Below are 12,341 nucleotides of genomic sequence, written 5' to 3' on the forward strand. Positions count from 1 at the left end.
GCCTTGCTGCTGCCACACAAACCGTCGCAGACTCGAAACAAGCCCCCAGAGGACGTTGAAGGAGTCAAAATGGATGATCGCCTCAAGGGAGCTGCAGATGAGCTGCGGCGAGACTGGGAGAGCAACCCGCGCTGGAAGAACGTCGAGCGGACCTACACGGCCGAAGACGTCGTTCGCCTGCGCGGCTCCGTTCAGGAGGAGCACACTCTCGCCCGTCTCGGCGCGGAGCGGCTGTGGTCCCTGCTCGAGACCGAGGAGTACGTGCACGCGCTGGGCGCCCTGACCGGCAACCAGGCCGTGCAGCAGGTCAGGGCGGGCTTGAAGGCCATCTACCTGTCGGGCTGGCAGGTCGCGGCCGATGCCAACCTCGGCGGTCAGACCTATCCCGACCAGAGCCTCTACCCGGCCAACTCGGTGCCGGCCGTGGTGCGCCGCATCAACAACGCGCTGATGCGCGCCGACCAGATCTCCTGGTCGGAAGGCGACACCAAGGCTCCCCACTGGATGGCGCCCATCGTGGCCGACGCCGAGGCCGGCTTCGGCGGCGTCCTCAACGCCTTCGAGCTCATGAAGGGCATGATCGCCGCGGGTGCGGCGGGGGTGCACTGGGAGGACCAGCTCGCCTCCGAGAAGAAGTGCGGCCACCTCGGCGGCAAGGTGCTGATCCCGACCGGCCAGCACATCAAGACCCTCAACGCGGCCCGCCTCGCCGCGGACGTCTGCGACGTGCCGTCCCTGATCATCGCGCGGACCGACGCCCAGGCCGCGACGCTGCTGACCAGCGACGTCGACGAGCGCGACCAGGCGTTCACCACCGGCGACCGCACGGCCGAGGGCTTCTACCGCGTGCGCAACGGCGTCGACGCCTGCATCGCCCGCGGCCTGGCCTACGCGCCGTACTCCGACCTGCTGTGGATGGAGACCTCCACGCCCGACCTGGACGTGGCGCGGCGCTTCGCCGAGGCGGTCAAGGCCGAGTACCCCGACCAGATGCTCGCCTACAACTGCTCGCCCTCCTTCAACTGGAAGCAGCACCTGGACGACTCCACCATCGCCAAGTTCCAGCGCGAGCTCGGCCACATGGGGTACCGCTTCCAGTTCATCACCCTGGCGGGCTTCCACTCGCTGAACTACTCGATGTTCCACCTGGCGCGCGGCTACGCCGAGGAGGGCATGACGGCCTACGTCGAGCTGCAGGAGGCGGAGTTCGCCTCCGAGTCCCAGGGCTACACGGCCACCCGCCACCAGCGCGAGGTCGGCACCGGCTACTTCGACCTGATCAGCACCGCCGTCGCTCCCGACTCCTCGACGGTCGCGCTCAAGGGCTCCACCGAGGCCGAGCAGTTCGCCCACTCGCACTGACACCGCTCGCGGGCCGCGCCGGCGGCGCTCGCCTGATCGCGCTGGCGGCGCGGCACGCCCGCACCGAACACAACAGAACGACATCACGGCGGCGGCGCGGACAGGGACCCGTCCGCGCCGCTCACCACCCCCGAACCCGCGGGTTCGTCCGGTAAAGATCCGCTTTGGGCAGCGGCCCCCTCCGGACGAGCCCGCGTCTCACGTCCCGGCGAGACCGGGATGCCCGCCCGTCTCATTCGACACGCGCCGCGGTATACGACTTAATGTCGGCATGAAGTCGAGCACGGACCCGTCGATGACCATCGGCACGATCGCGGGGCGGTTCGGTCTGGCGCCTCACGTGCTGCGGCATTGGGAGTCGGCAGGCCTGCTGTCGCCTCTCCGGGGCGCCGGAGGCCGCCGCCGCTACAGCTCCGATGATCTCTACCGGATCGCGGTGATCCTCCGGGCCAAGGAGGCGGGATTCAGCCTGAAGGACATCCAGGACATGCTGAACACCCGCGACCCGCTGGAACGACGCGACATCCTGGAGCGGCGCCGGACCGGCCTGATCCGGCGGATCGCCCAGGCGCGAACGTCACTCGACATGATCGACCACGCACTGGACTGCGACCACGAGGACTTCACGGCGTGCGGCCACTTCCAGGCGATGGTGGCCGGCCGCATCGGCGTCGGAACCCGCAGGCCCCTTTGACCGATCTCCAGGACGTCATCCCCCGCACGCCCCCATGATCGCAGATCAGGCCAAGGCGATCCTGCGAAGGGCGGCGCGGATGGATTCCGGGCCGGCGGCGAGCAGGGGAAGCCGGACCGCAGGGCTCGGGATCCGGCCCTGGGCGTGCAGAACGGCCTTGACCACAGTGGGGTTGGGCTCGGCGAACAGAGCCGCCGACAGCCGGGTCAAGCGGTTGCCGAGCGCGCGGGCGCGGTCCGCCTCTCCGGTACGCCAGGCGTGCACCAGCGCGGCGTACTGCTCGGTGCACAGGTGGGCCGACGCGAGGATGGCGCCCGGGGCGCCGAGCGCGAGGAGCGAGGAGGCGAAGAGGTCGTCGCCGCCCAGCACGGCGAAGCGGTCCGGGAGATCGGCCATCAGCGTGACGGTGTCCTCGTCGATGCCGCCCACGGCGTGCTTGACCCCGGCGATCCCGGGGAGTCCCGCCAGCCTGCGGAGTGTCTCCCAGCCCACCACCTGGCCGGTGCGATACGGGACGTTATAGATGATCAACGGCACCCGGCTCTCGGCCGCGAGCCGGGTGAAGTGGGCGAGCACCCCGTCCTGTGAGGGGCGGGTGAAGTACGGCACCACGGTGAGCGCGGCCGACACCTCGGGCCATGCCGCCAACTCGCTCAGTGCCCGCAGCGAGCCGCCGGTGTCGTTGGAACCGGCCCCGGCGATCAGCGTGGCGGATCGTTCCCGGCAGACCCGCGCGCACACGTCCAGCACGATGCGTCGCTCGTCGGCGCTGAGCGTGGCAGGCTCACCCGTCGTCCCGAGGGCCACCACACCCGCCGCGCCGCCATCGATCACACTATGGGCCAGCCCTTCCAGTGCCTCCGGCGCCAACTTCCCGTCGTCGGTGAACGGGGTGACGAGCGGGACGTACAGACCTGCGAACGCGTGACTCATGAGGCGAGCCTCCTATGACGAAGCTATGCAGGTCCAGTTCACATTTCTAGGCTGATACGTAAGCTGAACTTATGCTCGACGTCCGCAAACTGCGCCTGCTGCGTGAACTGGCCCGCCGCGGGACGATCGCGGCGGTCGCCGACGCACTCGCCTACACCCCGTCCGCGGTCTCCCAGCAACTGGCCGCGCTGGAGCGGGAGGCCGGCGTGCCGCTACTGGAGCGCGCCGGACGGCGGGTCGCCCTCACCCCGGCGGGAGCCACGCTGGCCCAGCACACCGAGGGCGTGCTGGCACTCCTCGAACAGGCCTCCGCGGCGCTCGCCGCCACCCGCGCCGGGCTGGTCGGGCCCCTGCGCATCGGTGCGTTCCCCACCGCGGTGCGCACCATCCTTCCTCCCGCGCTGGTCGCGCTCGGCCACGACCATCCCGGGCTCGAACTGAGGGTGACCGAACTCGACCCGGCGGCCGTACCCGAAGCGCTGCGCGACGGAAGGCTCGACATCGCGCTCGTTCACGATTACGACTACGTGCCGACGGAACCCGACCCGGGCCTGGACACCGAGCCGCTGATCGAGGAGACGATCTACCTCGCCTCTGCCGGGGCGCACCCGGGCGCCGACGCGGACCCGATTCCCCGCGCGGCCGGGGAAGCGCTCCGCATCCACCGTGAAGCGCCGTGGATCGTCGGCACACCGGAGACCCTGTGCCACACCATGGCGATACGGGCGTGCCAGGCCGCTGGATTCACCCCACGCGTCCGCCACCACGCCGACGACTTCACCACCGTGCTGGCGCTGGTCGCCGCGGGCCAGGGCGTCGCCCTCGTACCCGAACTGGGCGCGATCGACCCGCCCGCCAACGTCACGCTCACCCCGCTGCCGTCACGGCGCCGTACCCGGATCGCCTACCGCAAGGGCACCCGTCGGCATCCGGCCATATCCGCATGCATCAGCGCCATCCAGACTTCAGCCCACACCCGGCAGAACTCCCACCCCGCCAAACGTCCACCCGCCGGGTGAAGCACCCCGGCTGAACAGGTGAAGCGTCCCGGCTGAACAGGTGAAGCGTCCCGGCTGACGACCACGGCCCTGAGGAAGACCGGGCGTGGTCGCGCGCGGCCGCATGACAAGCAGGCCGCCCTTACCGGAGGTCGAACTCGTCGGCGCGGACGCCCGCCAGGAAGGCGTCCCACTCGGCCCGGGTGTAGACGATCATCGGTCCGTCAGGATGACGGCTATGCCGCACCGCGACCCGCCCACTCCCATCAAGAAGCGGCCCGGCCTCAACACAGTTCGAACCGGCGTCCGGGCTGAAGCTGCTGATGTGCCATGCGGTAGGGGGCCGCTGCTCGGAGGTTGCCATCGTCACCTTCCGCCGGACTACTTGATTTCATCCACGGCTGCTCTGATCAGCTCAATGGATCGCGTGGGGTCCAACGAAGCACGACCAGCGAACTTGCCGCGAACGTGGTGCGCCACGCCGCCGAGCGGGACTTCCTCGTCTCGGTGGCATTCTCCGACGCCCGGGTGATGGTCGCGGTCGAGGACGACGGCTCCTCAAAGATCCCCACCCTGAGGCGGCCGACGTAGGACGAGACCGACGGCCGAGGTCTCGCGCTCGTCGACCCCCTCGCGTACCGGTGGGGTTCGAACGACAACGAGCCGGCACGCTGGTCTGGTTCGAACCGGCTCAGCCTCACCATGATGCGCATCGGACGGACCGGAATGAGTCGGCGGGTGTCAGGCTGTGCCGGGGGCAGCCGGAATGCGGCAGAAAGACATGCCACTAGTCGGGGAGCCGCGTCAGGAGTTCTTCCGGTTCACAGTTGGTTCGGTGTGGCCAGGGTGTCGGCCGGGTCGTGGGTGGCGGCCCAGCTGGCGAGGAATTTCAGGGTGTCGTCGTCGGGTGTGCCGGCTTCGGCGGTGAAGGCGATCAGGGACAGGCCGGGATCGGCGGGTAGCTCCATGACTTCGTAGGACAGGTGCAGGTCGCCGACGACGGGGTGGTGGAAGTGCTTGAGCCCGGTGCGGTGCAGGCGGACGTCGTGAGCGGCCCAGCGGATCCGGAAGGCTTCGCTGCGGGTGGACAGTTCCCCCACGAGGCCGGTGAGTGCCTTGTCATAGGGGTCGCGGCCGGCTTCGGTGCGCAGCATGGCCACGCTGTCGTCGGCGGCGCGTTCCCAGTCGATCCAGAAGTCGTGGGCGCGGGGGTTGAGGAAGTTGAAGCGGGCGTGGTTGACCGGCTGGTGGGCCGGGCGGGCGGGATCGGCGAAGACGGGCGCGAACAGCGCTTTGGCGAGGAGGTTGGCGGCTAGGACGTCCAGGCGCCCGTTGTGGACGAAGGCCGGCATCCCGGTCATCCCCTCCAGGATGCGCGCCACGCCGGGGCGGACCTCCTCGGCGGCCCGCCGACGGCGGGTGCGAGCTGCGGGACCGGCGGCGCGGGCGAGGTCGAACAGGTGCGCCCGCTCGGCCTCGTCCAACTGCAGGGCGCGGGCGAGGGTGTCCAGCACGCCGTCGGAGACGCCTGACAGGTTGCCCCGCTCCAGCTGGGCGTAGTACTCCACGCTGACCCCGGCCAGGTCGGCGACCTCGCTGCGGCGCAGCCCGGGCACCCGCCGGTTGCGGCCGTAAGCCGACAGCCCGGCCTGCCCGGGCGTGATCTTGGCCCGGCGGGAGCTCAGGAACGCTTTGACCTCGTCGCGGTTGTCCACTCTTTCAGGCTAGGTGAGGATCCGAAGGCGAGGGGTGGGCTGCCAGTACACCTTCCAGCAGTGACTTCTCCGCGCTGCCGACGCCGGGTTGCATGGTCTTGGCCACCGCCGGCCGATGTGTGGAGCACTTCCGCGACCGGCCACCGAGCGGGGCTTGGATTCCGTGATGGAGGACGTGAGGACCATGGCCGAGAAGACAGTCGAGAAGAAGGTCTGGCTGATCACCGGTGCCGGCCGGGGCATGGGCGTGGACATCGCACAGGCGGCCCTGGCGGCCGGGCACGCGGTCGTCGCCACCGGCCGCAACCCCGAGCGGGTCGGCTCCGCGGTCGGAGCGCACGACGACCTCCTGGTCGTCACACTCGACGTCACCGACCCCGCCGGCGCCCAGTCCGCCGTCGAGGCCGCCGTCGACCAGTTCGGCGGGATCGACGTTCTGGTCAACAACGCGGGCAACTTCTACGCCGGGTTCTTCGAGGAGATCAGCCGCGAGGATTTCCGGGCACAGATCGAGACCAACCTGTTCGGCCCGGTCAACGTCACCCGCGCCGTGCTGCCCGTCATGCGCGCCCAGCGCTCGGGCCTCGTCGTGACGATCTCCTCGACGGCCGGTATCACCGGGCAGGAGTTCGTCTCGGCCTACGCCGCGTCGAAGTTCGGCGTCGAGGGCTGGATCGAGTCGCTGACCCCCGAGGTCGCGCCGTTCGGCATCCGCACGATGCTCGTCGAGCCCGGCTTCTTCCGCACCGAACTCCTCACACCTGAATCGACGAGCTACGCCGAACCATCGATCGACGACTACGTCGAGCGCACCAAGCAGACCGTCACCGCCTGGAACGGCATGAACGGCCGGCAGGGCGGGGATCCCGCCAAACTCGCCACGGCACTGGTCCAGCTCGCGAGCCAGGACGAGCCGCCACTGCGCTGGGCCGCCGGCGCCGACGCCGTCGAGGTCGTCGAGCAGAAGGCCGACGACCTGCTCGCCCAGGCCGCCGCCCACCGCGAGCTGTCCTCCTCCCTCGCCCACGACGACGCATCCTGACCCCGGCATCTACCGGTCATCGCGCAGAACCATGGCGTGGCGATGTCCAGCCGGGCCCCATCTTGAGCAAAGGACGAGGAACGGCTCCCGTACGTGAGTCATGGTCACGGGTTGGTGGCCGTGCGCAGGGTCAGGCGGGAGAGGTGGTCGGCGGCGCGGGTCGTCTCGGGGAGGCGGTAGCGCGGCGTGAGGTCGAGGGTGACCGCGCATGCCGTGTCGAGGTCGACCCGGTGCCCACAGGAGACGAACACCGGCCGCAGCCCGTCCCGCGTGCGCAGCACCCGGCCGACCACCTCGCCGTCCAGGCGCAGCTCGGCCCACCGTCCGCGCTCGGTCCCCGGCTCGTCGTAGGTGCCGACGAAGGCGGTCTTGCCCACCCCGATGGTCGGCAGCCCGGTCAGCACGCCGAGATGGCAGGCCAGGCCGAACCGGCGAGGGTGCGCCACGCCGTACCCGTCGCAGACGATCAGGCCCGGGGTCGTGGACAGCCGTTCCAGCGCCTCGATCAGCGTGGGCAGCTCGCGGAAGGCCAGCAGGCCCGGCACGTAATCGAAGGCGACCCGCCCGGGCACCGCCACCTGCTCGATCACCTCGAGGCTCGCGCCGTCGAGGACGACGACCGCGGCCGCGAGCCGGTCGCCCGCGTAGGCGACGTCCACCCCCGCCACCGTGTCCGGGTGGCGAGGACCGGGCCCGGCGAGGTCGAGCCTCGCGCGCAGCGCATCCTGGATCGCCTCGGCCTCCTCGACGCCCGCCGGCCACTCATGGGGCATGGAGATCCGCATACTCCTTGACCTCCTCCCCCTCGTGAACCAGGGGGATTCCAACCCTCGCGGGTCGGGTTTCCTGCTTCGCCGCCGGTCGCCCGCCAGAGAGGACTCTCTCCTTTGAGGTCTTACACCAGCTCCACAGGCGTTTCACCTCTCTGCCAGCCCGGCAGCGAGGATATTCTTCGCCGCGTTGACATCCCGATCATGCACCGCGCCGCAGCCACACTCCCAACTACGGACATCAAGCGGCATCGACCCGGCGATCGCCCCGCACACCGAACACAGCTTGGAAGAGGAAAACCACCGGTCGACCACCACCAGCTCCCGCCCATACCACGCCGTCTTGTACTCCAGCATCGCGCGGAGTTCCCGCCAGCTCGCGTCGGAGATGGCGCGGGCCAGCGAACGGTTCTGCACCATGTTCCGCACGGCGATTCGACTCCACACCATCCGACACCGTTCCACACCGTGCGACGACACCGTTCCACACCGTGCCGCGTTTCCTCCCCCGCCTGAAGGCGGAGGTCTCCACGCCTAAGGAGATTCGATGATCCCGCATTCGCATGCGGGCACTGCGATTCCGGACGGACGGTTCGACATGGTCGTGTGCACGTTCGCACTCTGCGGCATCTCCGACGAGGGAGCGGCGCTCGCCGAGATGACGCGGTGGAAGGGCGGGTGGCGGTCAGGCGGGGGAAGGGCGGGTGGCGTGGGCGTGGTAGCGGCCGTGGGCGCGTTCGAGGGTGAGGGGGCGGCCGAAGCACTCGGACAGGGTGTCGGAGGTGAGCACCTGGTCCACCGGCCCGGCCGCGAGAACGCGGGCGTCGCGGACCAGCAGCGCGTGGGTGGCGGTCGAGGGCACCTCCTCCAGGTGGTGGGTGACCAGCACCGTCGTCAGACCGGGCCGGCTGTGCGCCAGATCCTCGATCGCCGTGACGAGGTCCTCCCTGGCGGGCAGGTCGAGTCCCGCGAACGGCTCGTCGAGCAGCAGGAGCGCCGGATCGGACATGAGGGCCCGCGCGATGCGCACCCGGCCGCGCTCCCCCTGCGAGCAGACGCTGAACGGCCGATCGCCCAGATCCTTGCAGCCGAGATCGCCCAGCAGCGCCTCGGCTCTGTCGTGTTCCGCCGGGCCGTAACGGTTCCATAGCGGGGCGCTGGTCCCGGTGTGGCCGGTGAGCACCACCGTGCGGGCGGTCAGGCCCTCCTCCTCCATCAGCTGCTCGTCGACGAGCCGCTGGCTCGCCGCCACCAAGCCGATGTGCCGCCGCAGCTCGCGCAGGTCCACCCGGCCGAGCCGGTGGCCCAGCACCGTGGCAGACCCCGAGCTGGGATGGCGTACGGCGGCCACGATCGACAGCAAGGTGGTCTTCCCGGCCCCGTTCGGCCCCAGCACCACCCAGTGCTCGCCGTACCCGACCCGCCAGTCGACACCGGCCACGAGCGTGCGGCCGACGACCTTCACGGTCACCCCGGCAAGCTCCAGCGCGGCCGATCCACCGGCGCCGATCTCCGAACTCATGGGCCCCCCTTTCCCGCAGCAGCATAGAGGCAGGGCCAAGGTCGCCGACCGTCCCGGTACGGCGATGCGCCGCTCCCCGCCATCTCGCGGACGTGCGCGGCCCTTCATGAGGGGGCGCCGGTGCGGCTCGTCGCGTTCGTATGGTGGTGCAACACTTCGTGCCTCTGCACCCGAGCGCGCGTGCGCCGACGATCCGTTCGCACGGGCGGAGAGCGACGCGGACCTATGGGAGGAGCTGGCGAGGCTTCCCCGGCGGCAGCGGGCCGTGCTGGTCCCCTCTTCCGATCGACGCGGCGCCACCGTCGATCGAACGGGTGTGGCCACAGGCGGTGCACAAGCTCCCGTCCAGGCTGCCCAACGGCCGGCTCTTCACCCCGGAGCTGTTCCTGGACGACCACACGGTGCTGGCCGGCACCGTGAAGGACGGCAATGCCGACAAGCTGGACTGACTCTGGTCCTACGACGTCACGTCGGGCCGGGCCACCCGGCTCGCCACCATCACCCCGCCGCCGCGGACCGTGGTCACCGCCTCGTACTTCGCCGCCGGTGACGGCCACATCGCGTGGTGGACGGTACGCAAGACCGACGGCGGGCTGATCGTCGACATATGGGCGATCCCGATCGGCGGCGGGACACCACGCAAGATCACCACATTCCCCGGGATCCCTCACTATGGCGGGATCGACCTGACGATCGCCGAGGGGAAGGCCACATGGTCGCTCTGGAAGGACGGCGGCGTCTACCAGGTGCCGCTTTCCGGCGGCCGGCCCGCGCTGATCCCCGGATCTGAGAAGCACCACCTCATCGCCTGGCCATGGGCCGCCTACCCGCGGCTGGAAACCGGCACTTCCTCCGGGCGCGTCAAACCGCCGAAGGAACCGTACATGGGGCACCTGCTCAACTTGCGTACCGGAGAGCGGCAGCAGGCGACCCTGAGACCTGGCGAGAAGTGGCTGAACTGCGGGATCACGTGGTGCGTCGGGTTCCGGAGCGCCCGGCATCGCGACGGCACCGGCGAGCGGGGGCTACCGGGGGGCGTCACCCCCATATCAGCTCAGCCGGCCCTCGACAGGTTCCTCCTGCTCATGCAGAACCGAGCGGGTGAGAGGTTGGGCATCACGCTCTACGACCTTTCCACCGGCCGGGCCGTCGACCTCGGCATCCCTTCGAGCAACCAGCAGATAGCCGTTCCCACCTTCGACTACCGCCTGCCGGGCATCTTCCGCTACGAACTCGGCGGCGAGCAGGTCGTCGTCGATCTCGCCGCCATCGGGAGAACCGGGTGACCGCGCCCATCCGGACGGTCAGGCGGAGGGCGTGGTGCTGAGCGTGGAGGAGGGCTGGGGCGGGGTCGGTTCTCCGGACTCGCCGTCGCCCCATTCCGGGATCTGGCTGATGCTGACCGACGGCTTGGGGTCCTTGGTCGGTGTGGGCTTGACGGTCGGCTGGGGATCCTTCGTCGGCTTGCACGGCTTCTCCTTGCCGCGCTTGTTCGTACAGGTCGGCGGTTCGTCCTGCGCGGGAGGCCGCGGGGTGGTGCGCTCGGGGGTCGGCGACGGCATCGGGGTCTGCCAGGAGGCCTCGGGGACCGGCCGCCCGTCCTCCCTGGTCGGCGTGCCGGTCCGCCTCATCGCCCCGGTCGGGGTGGGCGTGAACCCCGGGAGCTGACCCGGCCCGGTGGTGGAGGCCGGGGGCACGGTGGCCGCCGCTCCCGGCCCCGAGGTGTCCAGCACCTCGACCGGAACGCGGGAACCCTGGATCGGCACGGCCACGGGGACCCGGTCGGGCCGGCCCACGCTCGGGTCGGCCGTGCTCCCGCCGGTCCCGGCCGCCACGACGGTCACCGCGGCGATCGACACCGTCGCCAGCGCGGCGAAACCGGCGTGCGAGGCGTGCCCGCGCCGCGCCGCCGACCGCCGCGCCGCCCGCGCGCCGGTCGTGGTGCCGCCGTCCCCGGCCGCGCCCGCGAGCCTCAGGTGCCGCGCGCCCACCGGATACGAAACAGGGACCCAGATCTCCTCCAGCACGGTGGCGACGGCCTCGCGCCGGTTCCAGGAGCGGTCCACTCCCCCGGCGTCCAGCAACCAGGCGAGCAGCGCCACGGCGTCCGGCCGGTCTCCCGGCTCCTTCGCCAGCGCGGCCGACACCGGGTCCCACAGCAGCTTGGGCACCGAGGACAGGCGTGGCTGCTCCACCAGGATGCGGCGGGTGAGCACGTCGGCGTCGCCGGTGCCGAACGGATGGTGGCCGGTCGCGGCGTAGGCGACCAGGCAGCCCCAGGCGAAGACGTCGGAGGCGGGGATTGCGGCGCCGCCGGTGAGGCGTTCGGGCGCCACCCAGCCGGGGCTGCCCATGACCTGGCCGGCCTGCGTGTGCACGACGGCGGCGTCGACGTCCCTGGCGATGCCGAAGTCGATGATCCTCGGCCCCTTGGGCGACAGCAGCACGTTGCCCGGCTTGAGGTCGCGGTGGACGAAGCCGGCCTCGTGGATGGCGACCAGCGCCGCCGCGGCGCCGAGGGCGACGCCGTAGGCCAGGTCGGGGGTGAGCGGTCCGCGCGCGGCGACGACCTGGGACAGGGAAGGGCCCGGGATGTGCTCGGTGACCAGGTAGGGACGGTCACGGTCCGTGCCGTCCTCCACGACCGCGGCGGTGCAGAACGGCACCACGCGGCGGGAGAACTCGACCTCCTCGGTGAACCTCGCACGCAGCGTCGGGTCGCCGAGATGGACGGCGTGCGGGGTCTTGAGCGCGACGAGACCTCCCTCGGGGCGCTCCGCGAGGTATACCACGCCCATCCCCCCGGCGCCGAGACGGCCGAGCAGAAGGTAGCGACCGATGATGACCGGGTCTCCCACCGTCAACGGCCGAACGCCTGGAGGCATCCCGCTCGGGACGCCTGCTCCGCCACGTGCCATCCGGAGATGACCTCCCTTCGAGAGGTACGGCACAGGCCACTGTGTCTCCCCTGAAGGACATCTGGCGTGAACCAGTTGAAAGCGGTATGACAGGTAAGGCGACTGATACCTGGCGGTAAGAAAGCACAGTGCCCAATGTGACCGCCGGGACCGTTGTGACCACCGCGCCCTCGGCCGGACGCGGCCGCCGCACGGCCTCCCGCACCCAGCCCAGGAGCCGCCAGGGACTCCTCGTAACGCCCCCCGGCGGACGTCAGGCGGCGGCCGAGTCGGACTTCGCGTCGCCGGGCATGGCCGGTCGCGGCGCCGCGTCGGGCGCCGTCCGGGTGGCCGCGGCCGAGGCGGGACGCGAGGCCGGGTCCGCCGCCGCCGCCGGGGGGGGCGCCG

Annotated in this window: 12 protein-coding genes and 1 pseudogene; 6 read left to right on the plus strand and 7 right to left on the minus strand. The window is 70.9% G+C overall.

Annotation, left to right across the window (positions count from 1 at the left end):
- Positions 1-69 precede the first annotated feature (69 nt).
- On the plus strand, positions 70-1,362 hold the full coding sequence (gene aceA, locus MYF83_RS39850) for an isocitrate lyase (RefSeq protein WP_248966004.1): 1,293 nt from the start codon (positions 70-72) through the stop codon (positions 1,360-1,362).
- Positions 1,363-1,633: 271 nt separating this feature from the next.
- Positions 1,634-2,056 carry a MerR family transcriptional regulator gene (locus MYF83_RS39855; protein WP_248966005.1) on the plus strand — a complete coding sequence of 141 codons (423 nt, stop codon included), beginning with the start codon at positions 1,634-1,636 and terminating at the stop codon, positions 2,054-2,056.
- 45 nt (positions 2,057-2,101) lie between these two features.
- Here MYF83_RS39855 and dapA read toward each other — a convergent pair whose 3' ends face one another.
- Positions 2,102-2,989, minus strand: a complete 888-nt coding sequence (dapA, locus tag MYF83_RS39860; protein WP_248966006.1) for a 4-hydroxy-tetrahydrodipicolinate synthase — start codon at positions 2,987-2,989, stop codon at positions 2,102-2,104.
- Positions 2,990-3,060: 71 nt separating this feature from the next.
- On the opposite strand from dapA, the gene MYF83_RS39865 reads away from it, so the two are divergent.
- The gene (locus MYF83_RS39865; RefSeq protein WP_248966007.1) at positions 3,061-4,008 is read left to right on the plus strand and encodes a LysR family transcriptional regulator; all 948 of its coding nucleotides are present in this window, start codon (positions 3,061-3,063) and stop codon (positions 4,006-4,008) included.
- Positions 4,009-4,129: 121 nt separating this feature from the next.
- On the opposite strand, the gene MYF83_RS39870 is transcribed toward MYF83_RS39865, so the two are convergent.
- A complete protein-coding gene (locus tag MYF83_RS39870) occupies positions 4,130-4,351 on the minus strand; it encodes a DUF397 domain-containing protein (protein ID WP_248966008.1) in 222 nt (73 codons plus the stop codon).
- Positions 4,352-4,455: 104 nt separating this feature from the next.
- On the opposite strand from MYF83_RS39870, the gene MYF83_RS43475 reads away from it, so the two are divergent.
- Positions 4,456-4,578 (plus strand): hypothetical protein, encoded by a 123-nt coding sequence (locus MYF83_RS43475; RefSeq protein WP_279340712.1) that lies wholly within the window; start codon positions 4,456-4,458, stop codon positions 4,576-4,578.
- A 230-nt stretch (positions 4,579-4,808) separates the two neighbouring features.
- Here MYF83_RS43475 and MYF83_RS39875 read toward each other — a convergent pair whose 3' ends face one another.
- Positions 4,809-5,702, minus strand: a complete 894-nt coding sequence (locus tag MYF83_RS39875; protein ID WP_248966009.1) for a helix-turn-helix transcriptional regulator — start codon at positions 5,700-5,702, stop codon at positions 4,809-4,811.
- A 184-nt stretch (positions 5,703-5,886) separates the two neighbouring features.
- On the opposite strand from MYF83_RS39875, the gene MYF83_RS39880 reads away from it, so the two are divergent.
- Positions 5,887-6,744 carry an SDR family oxidoreductase gene (locus tag MYF83_RS39880; RefSeq protein ID WP_248966010.1) on the plus strand — a complete coding sequence of 286 codons (858 nt, stop codon included), beginning with the start codon at positions 5,887-5,889 and terminating at the stop codon, positions 6,742-6,744.
- A gap of 104 nt (positions 6,745-6,848) precedes the next feature.
- Here MYF83_RS39880 and MYF83_RS39885 read toward each other — a convergent pair whose 3' ends face one another.
- The 3 genes and pseudogenes from MYF83_RS39885 to MYF83_RS39895 all read right to left on the minus strand — a co-directional run bounded on the left by MYF83_RS39885 (position 6,849) and on the right by MYF83_RS39895 (position 9,036).
- On the minus strand, positions 6,849-7,529 hold the full coding sequence (locus tag MYF83_RS39885) for an endonuclease V (protein WP_248966011.1): 681 nt from the start codon (positions 7,527-7,529) through the stop codon (positions 6,849-6,851).
- Positions 7,507-7,952: pseudogene (locus tag MYF83_RS39890) on the minus strand (RNA-guided endonuclease InsQ/TnpB family protein); the annotation flags it as partial. The gene MYF83_RS39885 and the pseudogene MYF83_RS39890, both read right to left, overlap by 23 nt.
- 247 nt (positions 7,953-8,199) lie before the next feature.
- Positions 8,200-9,036: an ABC transporter ATP-binding protein gene (locus MYF83_RS39895; RefSeq protein WP_248966012.1), complete on the minus strand. Its 837-nt coding sequence runs from the start codon at positions 9,034-9,036 to the stop codon at positions 8,200-8,202.
- Between the two features lie 518 nt (positions 9,037-9,554).
- On the opposite strand from MYF83_RS39895, the gene MYF83_RS39900 reads away from it, so the two are divergent.
- The gene (locus MYF83_RS39900; RefSeq protein WP_248966013.1) at positions 9,555-10,322 is read left to right on the plus strand and encodes a hypothetical protein; all 768 of its coding nucleotides are present in this window, start codon (positions 9,555-9,557) and stop codon (positions 10,320-10,322) included.
- Between the two features lie 18 nt (positions 10,323-10,340).
- On the opposite strand, the gene MYF83_RS39905 is transcribed toward MYF83_RS39900, so the two are convergent.
- Positions 10,341-11,894, minus strand: coding sequence for a serine/threonine protein kinase (locus MYF83_RS39905; RefSeq protein WP_248966016.1), 1,554 nt, complete (start codon positions 11,892-11,894; stop codon positions 10,341-10,343).
- Positions 11,895-12,341 lie beyond the last annotated feature (447 nt).

Source organism: Sphaerisporangium perillae, assembly GCF_023276435.1.
GTDB classification, from domain to species: domain Bacteria; phylum Actinomycetota; class Actinomycetes; order Streptosporangiales; family Streptosporangiaceae; genus Sphaerisporangium; species Sphaerisporangium perillae.

Excerpts from the sequence above, each read along its gene's own strand:
- aceA (WP_248966004.1), top strand. The coding sequence starts at position 70 with ATGGATGATCGCCTCAAGGGAGCTGCAGATGAGCTGCGGCGAGACTGG.
- MYF83_RS39855 (WP_248966005.1), top strand. The coding sequence starts at position 1,634 with ATGAAGTCGAGCACGGACCCGTCGATGACCATCGGCACGATCGCGGGG.
- dapA (WP_248966006.1), bottom strand. The coding sequence starts at position 2,989 with ATGAGTCACGCGTTCGCAGGTCTGTACGTCCCGCTCGTCACCCCGTTC.
- MYF83_RS39865 (WP_248966007.1), top strand. The coding sequence starts at position 3,061 with ATGCTCGACGTCCGCAAACTGCGCCTGCTGCGTGAACTGGCCCGCCGC.
- MYF83_RS39870 (WP_248966008.1), bottom strand. The coding sequence starts at position 4,351 with ATGGCAACCTCCGAGCAGCGGCCCCCTACCGCATGGCACATCAGCAGC.
- MYF83_RS39880 (WP_248966010.1), top strand. The coding sequence starts at position 5,887 with ATGGCCGAGAAGACAGTCGAGAAGAAGGTCTGGCTGATCACCGGTGCC.
- MYF83_RS39885 (WP_248966011.1), bottom strand. The coding sequence starts at position 7,529 with ATGCGGATCTCCATGCCCCATGAGTGGCCGGCGGGCGTCGAGGAGGCC.
- MYF83_RS39895 (WP_248966012.1), bottom strand. The coding sequence starts at position 9,036 with ATGAGTTCGGAGATCGGCGCCGGTGGATCGGCCGCGCTGGAGCTTGCC.